The organism is Xanthomonas campestris pv. asclepiadis, from assembly GCF_020784175.1.
GTDB lineage: Bacteria > Pseudomonadota > Gammaproteobacteria > Xanthomonadales > Xanthomonadaceae > Xanthomonas > Xanthomonas campestris_D.
Genome location: NZ_JAJGQM010000032.1, coordinates 34,351 through 54,986 on the forward strand (window position 1 = coordinate 34,351; position 20,636 = coordinate 54,986).

The following is a 20,636-nucleotide window of genomic DNA, read 5'->3' on the forward strand; positions in this document are numbered from 1 at the left end:
CACGCGCGTGGCGCAGTGCAATGGGCATCCCCGTGTCATCTGTGGATGTCCTCTTGAGCCAGTTGTTCTCTCCCATCCGCTTCGGTCCGCTTGCGCTTGCCAACCGAATCGTCATCGCCCCGATGTGCCAGTACTCCGCGCAGGACGGCCGCGCCAGCGACTGGCACCGCATCCATCTGGGCACCTTGTCGCAATCCGGTGCCGGCCTGCTGATTCTGGAAGCGGCCGCGGTGCAGCCGCAGGGGCGCATCTCGTACGCCGACCTTGGCCTGTACGACGATGCCACCGAGCAGGCGTTGGACGAGGTGCTGCAATCGGTACGGCGCTGGTCGCCGATGCCGATCGGCATTCAACTGGCACATGCCGGGCGCAAGGCCTCCACCGATCTGCCGTGGAAGGGTGGCGAGGCGATCGCACCGGATCACGCGCATGGCTGGCAGACCGTGTCCGCATCGGCGCTGGCATTCCGTGACGGTCAGCCGCTGCCGCAGGCATTGGACGATGCCGGCATCGATGCGGTGGTGCACGCATTTGTCGATGCGGCGCGGCGCGCCGAACGCCTGGGCCTGGCGCTGATCAAGCTGCATGCCGCGCATGGCTATCTGATGCATCAGTTCCTGTCGCCGCTGAGCAATCAGCGCAGCGATGCATATGGCGGTTCGCTGGAAAACCGCATGCGGCTGACGCTGCGCATCTTCGACGCAGTGCGCGCGGCGGTGTCGGACAAGCTCGCCATCGGCGTGCGCATCTCGGCCACCGATTGGGTGGAGGGCGGCTGGGATCTCGAGCAGAGCATCGCCTTGTCCAAGGCGCTGGATGCGCGCGGTGCGCACTACATCCATGTCTCCAGCGGCGGGCTGGATCCGCGCCAGCAGATTCCGGTGCAGGCGGGCTACCAGATTCCGTTTGCGCAGCAGATCAAGGCGCAGGTCAGCACGCCGGTGATCGGTGTGGGCCTGATCACCGAGCCGGCGCAGGCCGAGGCGATCCTGCAGGACGGCCAGGCCGATGCGATCGCGCTGGCGCGCGGCATCCTGTACGACCCGCGCTGGCCGTGGCATGCCGCTGCCGCACTCGGCGCGTCGGTTACGCCCTCGCCGCAATACCTGCGCTGCGAGCCGCGTGAGGCGCGCGGCGTGTTCGCCAGCTGATTTACGCTGGGAGTGGTAAAGAAGCAGAGCGGGCCGGTGTCTGGATTGCCGCTCTTGACGCAAGATCGAATAAGGAAAACAGATGCCGATAGGATTTCTGGGCTTGGGCACGATGGGCCTGCCGATGGCGCACAACCTGCTGCGCGGCGGGTTCGAGTTGAGTGTGTGGAACCGGTCGCCCGAGCGCGCGCAATCGCTGCGCGAGGCCGGCGCCACGGTGGTGGATGCACCGCGCGACGCCGCACACGGCCCGCTGCTGTTTTCGATGCTGGCCGACGACAACGCGGTGCGTGCGACCGTGCTGGAGCAAGGTGTGCTGGACGCGCTGCCGGCTGGCAGCGTGCACGTCAACATGGCCACCATCTCGGTGGCATTGGCACACGAGCTGACCGCCCTGCATGCCGAGCGCGGCGTAGCCTATGTGGCCGCACCGGTACTCGGCCGCGTCGATGTGGCCGAAGCCGGCAAGCTCAACATTCTGGTCGCCGGCGACGAGGCGGCGCTGGCGCGCGTGCAGCCGATGTTCGATGTGCTCGGCCAGCGCACCTGGGAGATCGGCCGCACCCCCGAGCAGGCCAATGCGGTCAAGCTGGCGGCCAACTTCTGCCTGGCCAGTGCGATCGGCGCCATGGCCGAGGCCAGCGCGCTGGCACGCGGCCATGGCGTGGACGCCACCCAGTTCCTGGGCATGCTCACCAGCACCTTGTTCGCCGCACCCGCGTACCAGGGCTACGGCCGCCTGATCATGCAGCGCGAATACCTGCCCGCCGGCTTCACCGCCACGCTGGGCCGCAAGGATGTGGATCTGGCGATCCAGGCCGGCGCCGACAAGCAGGTGCCGATGCCGCTGGGTGAGTTGCTGCGCGCCGGCCTGGACGAGGCGATCGCGCATGGCGACGGCGACGCAGACTGGGCCGTGCTGGCAGAGGTGTCGGCGCGGCGGGCAGGGCAGGCCTGATTGCCGCATCCGCAAAGCGGAGCTAGCCCCCTCTCCTGGCGGGGCGAGAAGGCGCGGCTTGCGCATCACTGGCGCGTGTGCCTTGGAGCGCCCGCGCTCCAGCGCGGAGCAGGGGGTTGGGGTGAGGGTACGAGGCGAAGCCCACGTGCAGCAGATTGCGCTCACCGTCAGCAATATCTGCTGCCCACTTTCAGGCCGCTTCGCTTCCAGGCAGGAGAGCCCGCGTCTTGCTCACCTCAACATGCAGCAGACCTTCTAAAATGCCGGCTCGTGACAGCCGCCGCTCCAGGGAGGATGCGATGCGACACCTGCATATCACGCTCGGTTCGACCGAGCGCACACCGCGCTCACTGACCTGCGCCGGTGGTAGACGATGACCGCCGTACCGGTCGTCGACCAGGGCCCGGTGGGCCCGGACCATCCCGAGCATCCGGACCACTATCTGTTCGCGCAGATCCGCGAAGCGGTGGCCGTGCTCGATGCCGAGTTGAGCAAACCCACCGACGAGGCCAGCGTCCGCATGGCTGCGCGTCTGCTACCGCTGGCCAAGCAGCATGGCTTCGACCAGGTGGATTACGTGGTGCTCAGCCAGCACCTCGGCGAGGTGGGCGAGAACGTGTTTCTGGTGCGTGGCGAACTCGCCGACCCCGCGCATTTGCGTGCGCACATCACCACCCAGGAAGCGATGGAGACCTCGGTGGAGGCATCGATGGCGCAACTGGATGACATCAACCGGCGACTGATGCTGCGCCTGCCGCCGCGCTGAGTCGCGCTGGAAAGTTACGGGCGCAAGCACTGCGCCCGCAGCCGGGCGCATTGGCTATCATTGTGCCGATGCGCTCCGACTACATCCTCACCCTGTCCTGCCCCGACCGCACCGGCATCGTCTATCGCGTAACCGGCCTGCTGTTCGACCTGGCCTGCAACATCCTCGACGCACAGCAGTTCGGCGACGACGAGAGTGGCCGCTTCTTCCTGCGCGTGCACTTCGACAAGCCACCGGGCACCGAGATTGCGGGGCTGGAACGCCGCTTTGCGCAGCTTGCCGATGAATTCCAGATGGACTGGCAGCTGCACGATGCGCGCCGTCGCGCGCGGTTGCTGGTGCTGGTGAGCAAGCAGGGGCATTGCCTCAACGATCTGCTGTTCCGCATGCATAGCCGGCAATTGCCGGTGGATATTGCGGCGGTGGTGTCCAACCACGCCGACTTCGCGCCGCTGGCCGCCTCCTATGGCATCGCCTTCCACCATCTGCCGGTGAGCGCCGACACGCGCGCTGCGCAGGAAGCGCAGCTGCTTGCCCTCATCGAAGCGTTGCAGATCGATCTGGTGGTGCTGGCGCGCTACATGCAGATTCTTTCGCCCGAGTTGTGCCGCGCATTGGCAGGGCGGGCGATCAATATCCATCACAGCTTCCTGCCCAGCTTCAAGGGCGCGCAGCCGTATCACCAGGCGCACGCACGCGGCGTCAAGATCATCGGTGCCACCGCGCATTACGTCACCGAAGATCTGGACGAAGGCCCGATCATCGAACAGGACGTGGCGCGCGTGGATCACGCGATGACGCCGCGCGATCTGGTGCGGCTGGGCAGCGATACCGAATCGCTGGTGCTTGCGCGTGCGGTGCGTCGCCATGTCGAGCACCGCATCGTGCTCAATGGCCATCGCACGGTGGTGTTTCGCTAGCGCACCGTTGCGCATGGCCCTGGGACGCTTGCAGCACGCATGGTGGCGCGGCGCCCAGGCCATGTCCGGCCAGCGAGCGCGCCGGCCTGGCGCAACCGTCGCACTCTCCTCGCCGCTTCCTTCTGGAATTGTTTGCATGTCGCTTGTCCCCGGCTCCAGCGCTCGCGCGCAACAGCACGCCACCCGCGCGGCATTCTTCATTCCCGGCTTTGCTGCCGCGGTCTGGGCGGTGCTGGTGCCATTCGCCAAGGCCAGAACCGGCGTGGACGATGGCGCGCTCGGCCTGATCCTGTTGTGCCTGGGGGCAGGCTCGTTTCTGGCGATGCCGCTGGCCGGTGCCTTGTCGGCGCGCTTCGGCTTCCGTGCGGTCATGGCGGTGACGGCGGCGCTGATCTGCATCAGCTTGCCGCTGCTGGCGGCTGTCGCCAATCCGTGGGTGCTGGGCGCGGTGCTGTTCGTATTCGGCGCCGGCGTGGGCGCGATGGATTGCGCGATGAACATGCAGGCGGTGGTGGTCGAGCGTGATGCCGGGCGCGCGATGATGTCCGGATTCCATGCGTTCTTCAGCATCGGCGGCTTTGTCGGTGCCGGCGCGATGACCTTGCTGCTGTCGGCGCAGGTCTCCCCGCCGAGCGCGGCGGTTGCCGGGGTGATCGCCATGCTGCTTGTCGTCGCGCTGGCGGTGCGCCACTGGCGGACCGAGCGTGTGGCGCAGCAGGGGCCGTTGCTCGCCTTGCCCAGGGGCATCGTGCTGTTTATCGGCATTCTGGCGTTTGTGGTGTTCCTTGCCGAAGGCACCATTTTGGACTGGAGCTCGGTGTTCCTGGCCGATGTGCACCAGGTCGCCCCGAGCACCGCCGGCGTGGGCTATGTGGTGTTTGCATTGACCATGACGGTCACGCGCCTGCTGGGCGATGCGGTGGTGGAGCGCCTGGGGCGCATCCGCTCGATCGTGGTGGGCGCGCTGCTGGCCGGCGCGGGCTTTTGCGTGCTCACGCTGGTGAGCCCATGGCAGGCCTCGCTGGCCGGTTACGTGCTGGTCGGCCTGGGTTGCGCCAATATCGTGCCGGCCCTGTTCTCGTTGGCCGGCAACCAGACGCGCATGCCGGAGAGCATCGCCATCACCTCGGTCACCACGCTGGGCTACGCCGGCATCCTGGCCGGGCCGGCCTTGATCGGCTTTGCCGCGCATGGCATCGGACTGGTCGGCGCCTTGCTCGGTGTTGCGGTGCTGATGGTGGGCGTGGCGGTGTCGACGCGCTGGTTGAAGGTGTGAGTGTTGTCGGTCACCCGCCTGGAGTCGGTGGGCTGTCGGTCATGCGTCGCGCGCGGGCACGCTCCTACGAGGGGTGGGGCGGGGATCAGGCGTCGGCTGGCAGGTACTCGAAGCGGTAGCCCACGCCGTACACCGAGCGCACCCATTCTTCGCCGCCCACCTCGGCCAGCTTGCGGCGCAGGTTCTTGATGTGGCTGTCCACGGTGCGGTCGGTGACGATGCGGTGGTCCACATACACGTGGTCCATCAACTGTTCGCGCGAGTAGACACGCCCCGGTGCTGCGCACAGCGTACGCAGCAGGCGGAACTCGACCTGGGTCAGGTCCAGGTCGCGCCCGGCCACGCTGGCGCGGCAGGCGGCTGCATCGATCAGCAATCCATGCGTGGGCACGGCGTTGGGGTCGTGCCGGTGCCGACGCAGCACCGCACGCACCCGTGCAATCACCTCGCGCGGGCTGAACGGCTTGCAGATGTAGTCGTCGGCACCGATCTCCAGCCCGAGCAGGCGGTCGATCTCCTCGGCGCGCGCGGTCACCATGATCACCGGCACCGCGCCGAGGCTGCGCAGCTCGCGGCAGACGTCCAGGCCATCGCGATTGGGCAGCATCAGGTCCAGCAAGACCAGATCCGGCGACTGCGCGCGAAACGCGGCGATCGCCTGCGCGCCGTCGGCCACCCAATGATGCGAGTAGCCGGCCGCGTGCAGATACTCGCCCAGCACCGCAGCCAGGCGCGGTTCGTCTTCGACGATCAGCACGTGCGCGTTCGGTGCTGCGGTGGTGGCGGTGTCGTCCATCAGGCCTCCAGGGCCGGCAGCCGCAGCGTCACGCGCAGGCCGCCCAGCGGCGATGGTGTGGCGACGATCTCGCCGTCGTGCGCGCCGACGATATTGCGGCAGATCGCCAGGCCCAGTCCGCTGCCGCCGCTGGCGCGATTGCGCGAACCTTCCACGCGATAGAAGCGCTCGAACAGGCGATCGAGCTTGTCTACCGGTACGCCGGGCGCGCTGTCTTCGATCACGATCTCCACCAGGTGCGCGCGCCGTGTGCACTGCACCCGCAGCTGGCCGCCGGCATCGGTGTAGCGCAAGGCGTTTTCCAGCAGGTTGGACAGCAGCTGCTGCAGGCGACGCTCATCGCCGTCGACGTGTAACGGCGCCTGGATGCCGTGGGCCCGCAGCGTGAGCCCGGCAGCGGCAATACGCGTATGCATGCCGGCCAGTGTGGACTGCAGCACCACACTCAGATCGATCGGTGCGCGCCGGTAGGCCAGCGCGCCGACATCGGTGAGCGACAGATCGTAGAGATCCTCGATCAGCTTGCCGAGCTGGCCGACCTCCTGATGCAACGAGGTCAGCGATTCCCGCGTCATCGGCCGGATACCATCCTGCAGCGCTTCCAGCTCGGCGCGCAGCACCGCCAGTGGCGTGCGCAACTCGTGCGAGACATCGGCCATGAAATCACGACGCGCGCGTTCGTTGTTGTCCAGTGCCTGCGCCAGCTGGTTGAAGTCGCGCGCGAGCTGGTCGAGTTCATCGCGCATGCGCGCCTCCAGTCGCGTGCCGTAGTCGCCGGCCGCCAGGCGATGGGTTGCCGCGGTCAGGCTGCGCACGCGCCGCAGCAAGGTGCGCGACAGCAGCCAGCCGAACAGCGCGGCCACCACGATGGACGCCGCGCCGACGGTCCACCACAGACGTTGCTGGGCCTGGTAGAAGCGCGCGTCGTTGGCGGTCAGCACCTTCTCGAAGGGCAGCATGCCCATCCAGCCCACCGTCTGCCCGTTTACCACCACCGGGCGCAGCGTGTCGGTGCGGCTGACGTCGGGGTTGCCGATAATCACCCGGTAGTCGCGATCCAGCAGCGCGAAACGAAACACCGCGCCGGTCTGATCGGAGATCGGTGGTGCGCGTGGCGGCAGGTTCTGCGGCAGCTCCGGGCGCATCAGCACGAACCAGGCGTCGGGATTGTCGCGGATGAAGTTCCAGTCGCCGTGCTTGGCGTAGTCGGCCTGCACGCGCGGCAATACGTCCAGCATCCGCTCGATGCCCTGTTCGCTGAGATAGTCGAGAAACTGCTTTCTGAGCAACAACTGCCCGGCCAGGCCATTGATCAGCAGCACTGCAATGCAGGCGCTGAGGATGGCGAGGAAGAGTTTGGCGGTGATTCCGAGTTTCATCGAGGCTGGGACAACCTTGTTGCGAATGAGGCCAGGCACGCGCGCTTGCTGTGTTCACTGGGTAGTACAGCGCTGGCGACTGCAGGTGCGGATGCAGCGCCTGTCTTGCACAACCGTATTGGGACTTCATTAAACCGCGAAAGCAAGCGCCTGCTGTCTGTCGATGCAAATCTTCAAATTTGCTCCATATTCGCCGCGTAGCGTGCGCATCCTCCGATCACTCCCGAGTGCGCCGTATGCGTTGCGTTGCTTCCTCCCGTTCTGCCGTGGTGCCGCGTCAGTGGCTGCTGGCCGCGATGATTACCGTCGCGCTGGCGGCGTGTTCGCCTGCGCAAGCGCCGCAGCAGCGGCAAGTGGAAGTGGGCGTGCAACGCGTGGACGTGCAGCGCCTGGCAATGGACCAGACGCTGCCCGGACGCACCGTGGCCTACCAAAGTGCGCAGGTGCGCCCGCAAGTGGGCGGCATCCTGCGCAAGCGGCTGTTTACCGAAGGCGAGCAGGTGCAGGCCGGGCAGGTGTTGTACCAGATCGAACCGGCGCCGTTCCAGGCCGCCTACGCCTCCGCGCAAGGCGAGCTGGCGCAGGCCGAAGCGGCGATGCTGTCGGCCAGGCCCAAGGCGCAGCGGTATCAGACGCTGGTCAAGCTCGATGCGGTCAGCCAGCAGGACGGCGATGACGCCACCGCCACCTTGCGCCAGAACGAGGCCGCAGTGACAGCAGCCAGGGCGGCGTTGCAGACCGCAAAGCTCAATCTGGATTTCACCCGCATCACCGCGCCGATCAGCGGCCGCATCGGCACCTCGAGTTTTACCCCAGGCGCGCTGGTCACTGCAGACCGGACCGACGTGCTGACCACCATCAATCAGCTCGATCCGATCTATGTGGATGTCAGCCAATCCAGTGCGCAGTTGCTGCAGTTGCGGCGCAAGCTCGATGCCGGCCAGCTCAAGGCGGTCGATGGCAAGGCCGAGGTCAAGCTGTTGCTGGAAGACGGCAGCGCCTACGCGCGTACCGGCACGCTGGAGGTGGTGGACACCGCGGTGGATGCCACCACCGGCACGGTGAAGCTGCGCGCGGTGATTCCGAACCCCGACCATCTGCTGCTGCCCGGCATGTACGTCAAGGCGGTGCTGTCGATGGCGGTCAACGAGCAGGCGATCCTGGTGCCGCAACAGGCCGTCACCCGCAACAGCAAGGGCGAGGCAGTGGCGATGGTGGTCAGCGCCGACGGCAAGGTGGCGCAGCGCGTGCTCAAGACCGGCAATGCGGTGGGCGACCGCTGGGTGGTCAGCGAAGGCCTGTCTGCCGGCGAGAGCGTGATCGTGCAGGGCCTGCAGAAGATCCAGGTCGGCATGCCGGTAAAGACGCGCGAGGTGAGCGCCACCACAGCTACCCCAGCGGCAGCACCGAATGCAGCTGCTGCAGTCGCACCGAGCGCACCCGCCGCCGCTGCGCGTACGGCCACGCCGACGCCTGCAGCGCCGGCCAGCACCACGCCCAAGGCCGACTGAGGAACTCCCATGGCTCGTTTCTTCATCGACCGCCCCATCTTCGCCTGGGTCATCGCCATCGTCATCACGCTGGCCGGCGCGATCTCGATCCTCTCGCTGCCGCTGGAGCAGTACCCGGACATCGCACCGCCCTCGGTCACGGTCAGCGCGACCTACACCGGCGCCTCCGCAGAGACCGTGCAGAACTCGGTCACGCAGATCCTCGAACAGCAGATGACAGGCCTGGACAATCTGCTCTACATGTCCTCCAGCAGCAGCTCGGCGGGCACTGCGCAACTCACGCTGACCTTCGACTCCGGCACCGACCCGGATACCGCGCAGGTACAGGTGCAGAACAAGGTGTCGCAGGGCGAGGCGCTGCTGCCCGACGAGGTCAAGACCAACGGCATCACGGTGACCAAGTCGGCCAGCGGCAGCATGTTCATGGTGCTGGCCTTCACTTCCGAAGACGGCAGCATGGACAGCACCGACATCGGCGACTACATGGTGTCCTCGCTGCAGGACCCGATCAGCCGCCTCAACGGCATCGGCAGCGTCAACGTGTTCGGTGCCGAATACGCGATGCGGGTATGGCTGGATCCGGAAAAACTGCACACCTACGCATTGATGCCCTCGGATGTCAGCACCGCGATCGCCGCGCAGAATGCCGATGTCTCGTCCGGTGCGCTGGGTGCCTTGCCGGCACTGCAAGGCCAGCAATTGAATGCTACGGTGACCTCGCGCAGCAAGCTGCGCACCCCGGCGCAGTTCGAGAACATCGTGCTCAAGTCCGATGCCGGCGGCGCCACGGTGTACCTGCGCGATGTCGCGCGGGTGGAGCTGGGCTCGGAATCCTACGGCTCCAGTTCCAAGTTCAACGGCAAGGCCGCCTCGGGCATGGGCCTGCAGCTGGCGACCGGCGCCAATGCGCTGGACGCGGCCAAACTGGTGGAGGCCAAGCTCGACGCGCTCAAGCCGTACTTCCCGGCCGGCCTGAAGTACGAAGTTGCCTACGACACCACGCCGTTTGTGCGCATCTCCATCGAGGAAGTGGTCAAGACCCTGATCGAAGCGATCGTGCTGGTGGTGGTGGTGATGTACCTGTTCCTGCAGAACTGGCGTGCCACGCTGGTGCCGGTGATCGCGGTGCCGGTGGTGCTGATGGGCACCTTCGGGGTGTTGTCGCTGCTGGGCTTTTCGATCAACACGCTGACCATGTTCGCCATGGTGCTGGCGATCGGCCTGCTGGTGGACGATGCCATCGTGGTGGTGGAAAACGTCGAGCGCCTGATGGCCGAGCAAGGCATGTCGCCGCGCGAGGCCACGCATACCTCGATGGGCCAGATCACCGGTGCGCTGGTCGGCATCGCGCTGGTGCTCACGGCGGTGTTCCTGCCGATGGCCTTCTTCGGCGGTGCCACCGGCGAGATCTATCGGCAGTTCTCGGTGACCATTGCCGCAGCGATGATCCTGTCGCTGGTGGTCGCACTGACGCTGAGTCCGGCGCTGTGCGCCACCTTGCTCAAGCCCATCGACAAGGGCGGCCATGTCTCGCGCAAGGGCATGCTGGGCAGGTTCTTCACCTGGTTCAACACGCGCTTCGATCGCGGCACCGAGCGCTATGGGCGTGGCGTGGAGCGCATCGTCGGCCATCGCAAGCTCGGCTCGCTGATCTATGTGGTGCTGCTGGTGGTGCTGGGCCTGCTGTTCTGGCGTCTGCCCAGCGCGTTCCTGCCCGAGGAAGACCAGGGCATGCTGATGGTGATGTTCAGCGCGCCGGCCGGTGCCACCCAGCAACGCACCCAGCAGTCGATCGACCAGGCCACCGCGTTCATCCTCAAGCAGCCGGAAGTGCAGGGCATCATGACCATCTCCGGTTTCAGCCTGGCCGGCAGCAGCCAGAACTCGGGCATGGGCTTTATCCGCCTGAAGGATTGGGCCGACCGCGAGGGCTCGGCGCAGGAGGTGGCCCAGCGCATCACCGGCGCGATGATGATGACGCTGCCGGATGCGCAGGTGTTTGCGTTGACGCCGCCGGCAATCAACGGCTTGGGCACCAGCTCCGGTTTCACCCTGCAGTTGCAGGATGCCGCCGGTAACGGCCACGAGGCGCTGGTGGAAGCGCGCAAGCAGTTGCTGCAGCTGGCCAACCGCAATCAGAGCCTGAGTGCGGTGCGCTTCAACGGCCTGGACGATGCGCCGACCTACCGTGTGCAGATCGACGATGCCAAGGCCGGCGCGTTGGGCGTGGCCGCAGCCGACATCAACACCACGCTCTCCACGGTGATGGGCGGGCGTTACGTCAACGACTTCCTCAACAACAACCGGGTCAAGCGCGTGTACGTGCAGGGCGAGGCGTCCGCGCGCATGCTGCCCGGCGATATCGACCGCTGGTACGTGCGCAACAGCGACGCCGCGATGGTGCCGTTCTCGGCATTCGCCAGCAGCGCCTGGGCCTATGCGCCGCAGGTGCTGACCCGCTTTAACGGCAGCGAATCGATGGAGATCACCGGCAGCGCCGCGCCCGGCATCAGCTCGGGCGATGCGATGACCGCAGTCGCCAGCGAAGTCGATGGCATGGGCAAGGGCGTGGGTTACGCCTGGTCGGGCATGTCGTATCAGGAACAGGCCGCCGGCACCCAGACCTGGATGTTGTATGCGGTGTCGCTGGTGTTCGTGTTCCTGTGCCTGGCGGCGTTGTATGAAAGCTGGTCGATCCCGATCTCGGTGATGCTGGCGGTACCGGTGGGCATCGTCGGCGCGTTGCTGGCGACCTGGATGCGCGATCTGTCCAACGACATCTACTTCCAGGTCGGCCTGCTGGCGACAATGGGGTTGGCCGCCAAGAACGGCATCCTGATCGTTGAGTTCGCCAAGGAGCTGGAAGAAAAAGGCCAGCCCTTGATCGAAGCCACCTTGCATGCTGCACGCATGCGGCTGCGCCCGATCCTGATGACCTCGCTGGCCTTCATGCTCGGCGTGCTGCCGATGGTGATCAGCAGCGGCGCCGGCTCCGGTGGACGCCATTCGCTGGGCACCGGCGTGCTCGGCGGCACGCTGGCCTCCACCGTGCTGGGCATCTTCTTCGTGCCGTTGTTCTACGTGATCGTGCGCAGCCTGTTTCCCGGCAAGGCGGCCGATCACTCCACCGTCGTTTCCACCTCCGAGGTGACTCCATGATGCGCACGACATCCCTCAGTCTGGCGGTGGCCTGTGCCATCGCATTGAGCGGCTGCGTCAGCATGGCGCCGCGTTATGCGCGCCCGGACGCACCGGTGCCCGGCGTGGTCGGCGACACCGGCAACCACGGCGACAGTGCCGATGGCCACACCGCCAACGCGGCCGAGCTGGATTGGCGGCAGGTGCTGGTCGATGCACGCCTGCAACAGGTGGTCGCACTGGCGCTGGACAACAACCGCGACCTGCGCGTGGCCGTGCTCAATATCGAGCAGGCACGCGCGCAGTACCGCATCCAGCGGGCGGACCTGTTTCCCGCAGTGGATGCCACCGTCTCGCACACGGCGCAACGTGCTGCGGCCGCGACCAGTTTCACCGGTGCGCCGCAGATCATCCGCAGCGCCACCGGGCAGGTGGGGATCAGCAGCTGGGAGCTGGACCTGTTCGGGCGCATCCGCAGCCTCAAGAACGAAGCGCTGGAGACCTATCTGGCCAGCGAGCAGACCCAGCGCAGCACCCGCCTGAGCCTGGTGGCCGAGGTGGCCAGCGACTGGCTCACCGTGGCCGCCGATCAGCAGCGGCTGGCACTTGCCCAGCAGACCCTGGAGAGCCAGCGCAAGACGCTGCGCCTGACTGAATTGCAGCACGACAACGGCGTGGTCTCCGGGCTGGATCTGGCGCAGATCCAGACCAGCGTGGAAAGCGCGCGCGCCGATGTCGCCAGCTTCACTACCCAGCTGGCGCAGTCGCGCAATGCGCTGAACCTGGTCGTGGGCACGTCGGTACCGGCGGCGTTGTTGCCGACTGCCGATGCAATCGAGAGCGGCGTGGCATTGGCACCGTTGCCGGCGCAGCTGGAATCGCGCGTGCTGTTGCAGCGCCCGGACGTATTGTCGGCCGAGCACACGCTCAAGGCCGCCAACGCCGACATCGGTGCAGCGCGTGCGGCGTTCTTCCCCACCATCTCGCTGACCGGCAATGTCGGGCGCGGCAGCGATGCCTTATCCAGCCTGTTCGATGGCGACCACACCTGGTCGTTCACGCCTAGCGTGAGCCTGCCGATCTTCCGCGCCGGCGCCTTGAAGGCCGAACTGGATGTGGCCAAGCTGCAGAAGGACATCACCATCGCCCAATACGAACTGGCGATCCAGACCGCCTTCAGCGAAGTGGCCGACGCGCTGGCCGAGCGCACCCAGCTGGATGAACGCATGGACGCACAACGCGCCCTGGTGGATGCGGCACAACGCGGCTTCACCCTGTCGGATGCGCGCTACCGCAATGGCGTGGACAGTTATCTGGTGGCGCTGGACGCGCAGCGCTCGCTCTACAGCGCACAACAGACCTTGATCAGCCTGCGGCTGACCGAAGCAAGCAACCGGGTGACCTTGTACAAGGTGCTCGGCGGTGGCGCAGATGCGCAGTCACAACCGCTTGCGCAACAGTAGCCCTGCATGGATGCGCGAGCGCAAGCGCATCCGTCAGATCCACAATGGCAGTGACAGTGCCAGGATCAAAAGGAGCTGACCAGATCGCACCTCATTGCGCAGCGCGTAGCGTGCGACTCGCAATCATGCACCGACCATCTCGACCGGTCCTTGCCCGCCCACCGTCGCGGGACCTTGAGCGGCATGGATGCCGCGCCAGGGCCTACAAGGACGTACTTGCGGCGTGTCCTGCGATGGTGGGTGGGCAAGGGCCCCGCTGCAAACCCGCAAATCGTCCGCTCTAAAAAACCGATTCACCGACAGCGTTCAATCACCTTTCAAGGCAACCAAAGCCCCTCTCTCCTCTGGAGAGGGGTCGGGGAGAGGGTACGGAGCGAAGCCACACGAGAGTGAGAGTTGAGAGGCTTTTCCCGTACCCTCATCCGCCCCTGCGGGGCACCTTCTCCCGGCGGGAGAAGGGGTCAAGCTCCCGTTGGGACCTCGTTACCTTCAAGGGAGGAGGAATCAAATTCTGTGAACGTAGGAGTTGTGCCAGCCGCCAACACGCTACGTGTTCCCACGCATGTTGCGATGGCCGACGCAGACGCCGGCCATCGCATTGCACATTGCTAAAACCGCATCACTTCGCCGCGTTGGCGTTCATCACTGCATTGCGGCTTGCATCCAGATACTGCGCCGGGTCACGCATGCCGGTGGTATGGCATTGCCCGGTGGTGTGACCGCGGTTCACGCCGCCTGGCAGCTGCGCGTTGACCTGCTCCACGGTGCCGTCTTCCGGATCGTTCAACACCAGGTCCGAAGCGGCGTTGCAGTAGTCGTTGGTGTACCAGTTGGTCTTGGCGAACGAGGTCGTGTAGTAGTTGACCTTGGCGCGCGCATCGGCAGGAATACCGGCCAGCCAGGCCTTGGCGCCGTCGTAGGTCATGTCCGTGTTGGTGCCGCAGCCCACCCCGAACCACGAGCCCACCGCCGCCAGAATGCCGGACAGATTGGTGCCCTGGTACGGCGTGCCGACCGACTGCATCACCCGCCCCCCTGTGGCGTTATCCAGCCCGCTCCAGTAGTAGGTGTACAGATGCAGCGCGGCCATGCCGCCCTGGCTGTGCGCCACCGTCGCGAACGAGGACCACTGACTGGCAAACTGCGCCAGCCGCTGTGCGAACTGGTCGTTGCTGCGGTTCTGTTTGGCATCGATGAACGAGGACGCGTTGGTGAACTGCGCCTGCGGCCAAACGCCGTTGGAGCAATAACCATGCACCAGCACCAGTTGCGACCCCGCGGCCTGCGGTTGCGCCATCGCAGTGGCACGGGCCAGCGTCGTCGGACGCGGCCCCATGCGCATGCTTTCGTCGATCGCGGCGGCAGACCGCGCGATGCTGGCACGGCGCAACGCGGGCAGCTGCAACGGCAGCGTGTCAGCCTGCACCAGCGGGATGTAATGGTCCGGGTCTTCGATGCGCAGCCCGCGCAGCGTAAACGGCGCACGCGCGCCGGCACGCGCGATCCAGCGTTCGTCCAGGCTCAGCGGCAGCTGGCCTTGCTGCGGCGTCAGCATGCCGCCGATCCATGCCACCGGCACGTCCTTGCCCTTGGCATCGGTGCCCCAGACCTGGCCGAACACGCGGTAATGCGACGGTGCCTTGCCGCGCGCGGCGATCGGCAAGGCAATGCTGAGCCGGGTGCCGTCGGCAGCGCGTGCGCTGAGTGCGTTGCCGAGCAGGCGCAGGGAGGTATCCAGCACCGGCAACACATGCTCGCTGGTGCGCACGAACGGCTGCCCGGCCTGGTCGCGACCGCGCACGATCACCTGTGCGATCCAGGTGCCTTCGGCTGTCGGTTGGAACGTGCCGCCATACACACCGTCGCCGGCAGCACCATCGTCGTGTTGCCCGTCATCGGCCATCGACAGCGTGCTTATACCGCCTTGCGGATCGATCACACGCAGGCTCGCTGTGTCGATCTGTCCGGCCTGTGCGGCAAGCAGGGTGGAGCCGCGCGCATCGTTGCCGCTGAGCAGTGCGTTGAGCGTCAGCGTCTGGCCGACCTGCTGCCGACGATGGCGCGGATACGACGCCAGCTGCGTGCGCGCGTCGCCTTCCATCAATACATAACCGCGTTGCGCCACCGGCGCTGCCGATTGCAGTGCCAGCGACCACGCGCCGTTCTGTGCGGACTCCACCGCGTAGCGCATGCCGCTGGTGCCGCTGTCTGCGGTGCCCAGCAGCGTGCGCTGCGCCTGCAGTTGCGGTGCAACGGCAGCCGCACGCGCGCCGGCAGCGCGGGGCGCAGTCACCGCCGCCTCCCAGGGCTGATCGCCGGCCAGCACCATGAAACGCAGGTGGCCGTTTTCCACCGGCAGCGTGCCTTGCCAGCGTGCGGAGTTGCCGGCCGGCGTCAACTCCACCGGCAGCAAGGCGCTCTTGGACAGAATCGCCGACTCGGCCGGATCGGGTGCGCGCATCTGCGCGAACTCCTCCGGTGGGCCAGCCAGTTGTTTGGGCTGCAGCTCGGCCGCGGCAAGCGGCATGGAGACCAGCGACAGGGTGCACAGCAATGACAACAGCGACGGCTTCGGCATGGCGACATCTCTCCTTGAACGTTGCAGAAGCGATGCCGCCGCGCATGGCAACGGCATCGGATGCAGCGCCCCCTCGCCGCGATTCGCCGATGGTTATACCGCGCGCGTGTGGCAGGTCTGCTGTGCGCTGCAGCACCTCACGCGCAGCAAACAAAACGCCACAACTAAAAAGTACAGACTGTGATGGGGGTCGTGGACAGATCGATGTCCCGCGCCTCTGTGCCCAACAAAATCAGAGGTCTGCGTTGGATGTTCAGCGCCGCACTCGGCGCGTCTCAGTCCGCCTTGTGGCGCGCCGAGCGGTATTGCTCCACCCAAGCGACAGTCTTTGCAATGCCGCCGAAGGGATAGAAGTGCAGGCTGACGTCTCCATACGCGTCAGTGAGGCCAGCGGCGAGACGATCCACAAAACGATCCGGCCCGGCAGTCCCCAACAGCGTGCCGAGCGAGATGCCGTACTTGGACAGCATCGACGCGCATGCACCGACACCGCAGCTTGCGGCATAGCGTGCGAGTACCGCCACGCCGGCAGGACCGGGAACGCCCACACGCACGGGATATGCAATGCCGTGCGCGCGCAGCGCCTGCAGCCACGTCAGCACGAGGTCGGCATCGAACGCGAACTGGGTGACGATCAGCGGCGCCATGCCGCGCTCGGTGATGCTGCGACACTTGCGCTGCAGCACCTCCCATCGATCGGCTGCAGGCATGCTTGGATGCCCTTCCGGATGCCCCGCCACGCCGATGACCTTGATGCCGGAGCGCTCAAAAACCCCGGTATCGATCAGCGACACGCTGTCCGAAAACGGCCCGATCGGTGACGGTGGATCGCCCGCGATCACCAGGCAGCGCTCGACGCCGGCGTCATCGACGGCGCGGCTGACGAATGCGTGCAGCGCGTCGAGCGAGGCGACGCGGCGCGCGGACAGATGCGGCATGGGCTGAAAGCCGAGGTTGCGCACCCTCCGTGCCGCGGCCAGTCGCGCGGTGTCGTCCTGGTTGGGCAGGTAAGGGATGGCAATGGTTGAGCCACGCATGATCCCAGGCGCCGCTGCGGTCAGCCCGGCAATGTCCTTGGCGCTGACCTCCAGCGAATAGGCCGCGGTGATGGTGTTGGCGCGGCTGGGCGTATCCGGAGCAATCAAAGGTCTTGCCGTCCTGTTGTGGTGATTGGCTGCGCCGCTGCGTCAGCCCTGATCGAGCGGGGAGGGAGCCAGGGAGCACACGGAAATCCCGGCGGCGCCACATGACCTGCGGGCACTCAATCGTCCTGTTCCGCATCGCCGTAGAATTTCACGCCCAGTTGAATGCGACTGCGCCCGCTTTCGGCGCGGTGCCGATTGGTGTCGCGCAGCGAGTAGACGCAGCCGCAGTATTCCTGCTGGTAGAAGTTCTCGCGCTTGCTGATCTCGACCATGCGCGAGGAACCACCGCCCTTGCGCCAGTTGTACTCCCAATACATCAGGCCGGGATACTTGGCCGCAGCGCGAACGCCGCAGTCGTTGATCTGCTGCATGTTCTTCCAGCGCGAGATGCCCAGGGAACTGGTGATCACCGGGAACCCATGCTCGTGGGCATACAGCGCGGTGCGTTCAAAGCGCATGTCGAAGCACATGGTGCAACGGATGCCGCGCTCCGGTTCGTTCTCCATCCCGCGTGCGCGCTCGAACCAGTTGTCCCGATCGTAGTCGGCATCGACGAAGGGCACGCCGCACTGCTCGGCAAAGCGAATGTTCTCGTCCTTGCGCAGCTCGTATTCCTTGCGCGGATGAATGTTGGGGTTGTAGAAGAAGATGGTGTAGTCGACGCCGGACGCCAGCATGGCCTCCATCACCTCGCCGGAGCATGGCGCGCAGCAGGAATGCAGCAAGACCTTGTCGTGGCCGGCAGGTAGTGGGAGTGGCGTGCGCGTTGCGGTGGTATCCATCAGTGGGCTCCGGATGTCGTGGCGGTGCCATTGGCAGGCTGGCGCGCCAGTTCGATGAAGGCGCGCAGGTAGTCGACGGCGATATCCGCCTCGCGTGCGCCCAGAAAGATCTGCTTGGGGATGCCGCGCGCCCCCAGCCGCACCGGCACCACGTCCATCCTGGACGCATATTCCTCCACCAGCCAGCGTGGCATGGCGGCCACGCCGCGGCCACTGGCGACCATCTGCATCATGATGTCGGTGGTCTCGATGGCCTTGTGGCGCCTGGGCGTGACCCCGGCCGGCAGCAGGAACTGGCTGTAGATGTCCAGGCGCTCCAGGTCCACCGGATAGCTGATCAGCACTTCCCGGGTCAGCTGCTGTGGCTTGACGTAGGCCGCCGACGCCAGTGCATGGCTCCTCGCCACGACCAGCACCTGCTCGTAGTCGAACACCGGCTCGAACCGCAGCCCGGGCTTGTACAGCGGGTCGGGCGTGACCAGCAGATCGATCTCGTAGCCGAACAGCGCGCCGATGCCGCCGAACTGGAACTTCTGCTTGACGTCCACATCCACGTCCGGCCAGGTGGCCAGATAGGGCGCCACCAGCTTGAGCAGCCATTGGTAGCAGGGATGGCACTCCATGCCGATGCGCAGCGCGCCGCGTTCGCCCTGCGCGAACTGCCCCAGGCGCTCTTCGGCCAGGTCCAGTTGCGGCAGCACCCGGTTGGCCACCGCCAGCAGGTATTGGCCGGCCTGGGTCAGGCGCAGGTTGCGTCCCTCGCGCAGCCACACGTCGGTGCCCAGCTGCTGCTCCAGCTTCTTCATGCTGTGGCTCAGCGCCGACTGGGTCAGGTTCAGCACGCCGGCGGCGGCGGTCAGCGAGCCTTGCTGCTCGACCTGCTGGACGATGGTGAGATGGATGCGCTCAAGCATTCAGATGATCCGAATTCATGGATTGTTGAAATAACACCATTTTACTTCATTGAATGCGAGCCCTAGCATCGGGGTTCGTCGTTTCAGGTCAACCCCGCATGACTGTCAACGTGCCACACCCACTCCGCGTCGTCGCGGTCTCCGGCGGGCTGCAGCGCCCTTCCAAGGCCGTCGCCCTGGCCGAGCATCTGCTGGCCCTGATCGCCGAGGCCGTGCCATGCGAGCAACATCTGGTCGAACTCGGGGCGCTGGCACCGCAGTTCGCCGGTGCGGTCTGGCGCTCGCAGCTGCCGGCAACGGTGGAGCAGGAACTTGCGGCCGTGGAGCAGGCCGACGTGGTGGTGGTGACAACGCCGGTCTATCGCGGCTCGTTCACCGGGCTGTTCAAGCACTTCTTCGACTTCATCCATCAGGATGCCTTGATCGACACGCCGATCCTGCTGGCGGCGACCGGCGGCAGCGAGCGCCATGCATTGGTGATCGACCACCAGTTGCGGCCACTTTTCAGCTTCTTCCAGGCACGCACGTTGCCGCTGGGCGTCTACGCCACCGACCGCGACTTCCTGGACTACCGCGTGCACAACGAGGCCCTGGCCGAGCGGGCCAGGCTGGCGGTGCAGCGGGCATTGCCGCTGATCGCATTGACGCGGCAGGCACGTGCCATCGCTGCAGAAAACGTGGCTGCGGCCTGAGGCGATCCAGGCCACGGTTGCTCGGCGGGCCACCACACCTGTCGCCGGCCACAGGATCGGTTGGCGATTGCCCGCTGATCCAAAGTCCCGGCATCCCACCCAGCAGGGATCCACACCTGCGCGGAGACGTGCGCTCGTATTCAATCTCGGAAACAAGGCGTCAGCTTGCAATGACTCAAGACTTTACCTTCAGCATCAAGAGCCAGCGGTTTGACGAGGACTACCGTCCCGCGGCCAATACGCGCAACACGACCAACTTTGCCAACCTGGCCAGGGGCCAGCGTAGGCAGGAAAATCTGCGCAACACGCTTGCGATGATCGACAACCGCTGCAACGACCTGGCGCATTGGGATAACCCCAGGCGCGACCGCTACGCTGTCGAACTGGACATCATCTCGGTCGAGATGCACATCGACGCGAGCGAACGCAGCGATGCATTTCCGTTGATCGAGATACTGAAGCCCAGCATCCTCGACAAGACCACCGGTGCGCGCATCGAGGGAATCGCAGGGAACAATTTCTCCTCCTACGTGCGCGACTACGATTTCAGCGTGCTGCTGCCAGCGCACAACCAGGACGCATCCAGCTTCAGCATCCCGGACGATTTCGGCAGCCTGCATGGAACACTGTTCAAGCACTTCGTGGACTCGGACGCCTACAAAGTGCATTTCACCAAGCCGCCGGTCATCTGCATCAGCGTCTCCAGCAGCAGGGTCTACCATCGAACCGGAAACCGGCACCCCATCCTCGGCATCGAATACCGGCAGGACGAATTCTCCTTGACCGATCGGTACTTCGCCAAGATGGGCCTGCAGGTGCGCTATTTCATGCCGCCGAACAGCGTTGCCCCGCTGGCTTTTTACTTCTTCGGCGACCTGCTCAACGACTACACCAACCTCGAGCTGATCGGCACCATCAGCACTATGGAGACGTTCCAGAAGATCTACCGGCCAGAGATCTACAACGCCAATTCCGCGGCAGGGGCCATCTACCAGCCGAGCCTGAAGCACCAGGATTATTCCGCTACCCAGATCGTCTACGACCGCGAAGAGCGCAGCCAGCTCGCGGTGACGCAGGGGAAATTCACCGAGGAGCACTTCATCCGGCCCTACGGCAAGATTCTCGCGCAGTGGGTCTCCCACCACGCTGTCTGATCAACAAGAACGC

16 protein-coding genes are annotated in these 20,636 nt (G+C 65.8%); 10 read left to right on the forward strand and 6 right to left on the reverse strand.

Annotation, left to right across the window (positions count from 1 at the left end; all coding sequences use genetic code 11):
* Positions 1–32 precede the first annotated feature (32 nt).
* The 5 genes from LL972_RS14515 (at position 33) to LL972_RS14535 (ending at position 5,071) form a co-directional block, all read left to right on the forward strand.
* Positions 33–1,151: an NADH:flavin oxidoreductase/NADH oxidase gene (locus tag LL972_RS14515; RefSeq protein WP_228328208.1), complete on the forward strand. Its 1,119-nt coding sequence runs from the start codon at positions 33–35 to the stop codon at positions 1,149–1,151.
* An 82-nt stretch (positions 1,152–1,233) separates the two neighbouring features.
* Positions 1,234–2,109, forward strand: coding sequence for an NAD(P)-dependent oxidoreductase (locus LL972_RS14520; RefSeq protein WP_228328189.1), 876 nt, complete (start codon positions 1,234–1,236; stop codon positions 2,107–2,109).
* 373 nt (positions 2,110–2,482) lie between these two features.
* On the forward strand, positions 2,483–2,875 hold the full coding sequence (locus LL972_RS14525; RefSeq protein WP_228328190.1) for an XVIPCD domain-containing protein: 393 nt from the start codon (positions 2,483–2,485) through the stop codon (positions 2,873–2,875).
* Between the two features lie 68 nt (positions 2,876–2,943).
* Positions 2,944–3,795: a formyltetrahydrofolate deformylase gene (purU, locus tag LL972_RS14530; RefSeq protein WP_228328191.1), complete on the forward strand. Its 852-nt coding sequence runs from the start codon at positions 2,944–2,946 to the stop codon at positions 3,793–3,795.
* 136 nt (positions 3,796–3,931) lie between these two features.
* The gene (locus LL972_RS14535) at positions 3,932–5,071 is read left to right on the forward strand and encodes an MFS transporter (RefSeq protein WP_228328192.1); all 1,140 of its coding nucleotides are present in this window, start codon (positions 3,932–3,934) and stop codon (positions 5,069–5,071) included.
* Positions 5,072–5,156: 85 nt separating this feature from the next.
* Here LL972_RS14535 and LL972_RS14540 read toward each other — a convergent pair whose 3' ends face one another.
* Together LL972_RS14540 and baeS are read right to left on the reverse strand one after the other, a co-directional pair.
* Positions 5,157–5,867: a response regulator gene (locus tag LL972_RS14540; RefSeq protein ID WP_228328193.1), complete on the reverse strand. Its 711-nt coding sequence runs from the start codon at positions 5,865–5,867 to the stop codon at positions 5,157–5,159.
* Positions 5,867–7,246, reverse strand: a complete 1,380-nt coding sequence (gene baeS, locus LL972_RS14545; RefSeq protein WP_228328194.1) for a sensor histidine kinase efflux regulator BaeS — start codon at positions 7,244–7,246, stop codon at positions 5,867–5,869. The genes LL972_RS14540 and baeS overlap by 1 nt, the downstream gene beginning before the upstream one ends.
* A 236-nt stretch (positions 7,247–7,482) precedes the next feature.
* On the opposite strand from baeS, the gene LL972_RS14550 reads away from it, so the two are divergent.
* From LL972_RS14550 to LL972_RS14560, 3 genes are read left to right on the forward strand one after another with little or no spacing between them, the layout of a single operon-like run.
* Entirely contained in the window at positions 7,483–8,757 is a 1,275-nt protein-coding gene (locus LL972_RS14550) for an efflux RND transporter periplasmic adaptor subunit (protein WP_323134220.1), read from the forward strand.
* Positions 8,758–8,766: 9 nt separating this feature from the next.
* Entirely contained in the window at positions 8,767–11,916 is a 3,150-nt protein-coding gene (locus tag LL972_RS14555) for an efflux RND transporter permease subunit (protein WP_228328195.1), read from the forward strand.
* Positions 11,916–13,358: an efflux transporter outer membrane subunit gene (locus LL972_RS14560; protein WP_228328196.1), complete on the forward strand. Its 1,443-nt coding sequence runs from the start codon at positions 11,916–11,918 to the stop codon at positions 13,356–13,358. The genes LL972_RS14555 and LL972_RS14560 overlap by 1 nt, the downstream gene beginning before the upstream one ends.
* 619 nt (positions 13,359–13,977) lie before the next feature.
* On the opposite strand, the gene LL972_RS14565 is transcribed toward LL972_RS14560, so the two are convergent.
* The 4 genes from LL972_RS14565 to LL972_RS14580 all read right to left on the reverse strand — a co-directional run bounded on the left by LL972_RS14565 (position 13,978) and on the right by LL972_RS14580 (position 18,777).
* A complete protein-coding gene (locus LL972_RS14565) occupies positions 13,978–15,936 on the reverse strand; it encodes a choice-of-anchor X domain-containing protein (protein ID WP_228328197.1) in 1,959 nt (652 codons plus the stop codon).
* Positions 15,937–16,211: 275 nt separating this feature from the next.
* The gene (locus LL972_RS14570; protein ID WP_228328198.1) at positions 16,212–17,081 is read right to left on the reverse strand and encodes a methylenetetrahydrofolate reductase; all 870 of its coding nucleotides are present in this window, start codon (positions 17,079–17,081) and stop codon (positions 16,212–16,214) included.
* Between the two features lie 116 nt (positions 17,082–17,197).
* Complete coding sequence (locus LL972_RS14575; RefSeq protein WP_228328199.1) at positions 17,198–17,863, reverse strand: epoxyqueuosine reductase QueH; 666 nt, start codon at positions 17,861–17,863, stop codon at positions 17,198–17,200.
* Positions 17,863–18,777 (reverse strand): LysR family transcriptional regulator, encoded by a 915-nt coding sequence (locus LL972_RS14580; RefSeq protein WP_228328200.1) that lies wholly within the window; start codon positions 18,775–18,777, stop codon positions 17,863–17,865. The genes LL972_RS14575 and LL972_RS14580 overlap by 1 nt, the downstream gene beginning before the upstream one ends.
* A gap of 98 nt (positions 18,778–18,875) precedes the next feature.
* Between LL972_RS14580 and msuE the strand changes: the two genes are divergently transcribed.
* Both msuE and LL972_RS14590 read left to right on the forward strand, forming a co-directional pair.
* Complete coding sequence (gene msuE / locus LL972_RS14585) at positions 18,876–19,469, forward strand: FMN reductase (RefSeq protein ID WP_228328201.1); 594 nt, start codon at positions 18,876–18,878, stop codon at positions 19,467–19,469.
* Positions 19,470–19,639: 170 nt separating this feature from the next.
* Entirely contained in the window at positions 19,640–20,623 is a 984-nt protein-coding gene (locus LL972_RS14590; protein ID WP_228328202.1) for a DUF1852 domain-containing protein, read from the forward strand.
* Positions 20,624–20,636 lie beyond the last annotated feature (13 nt).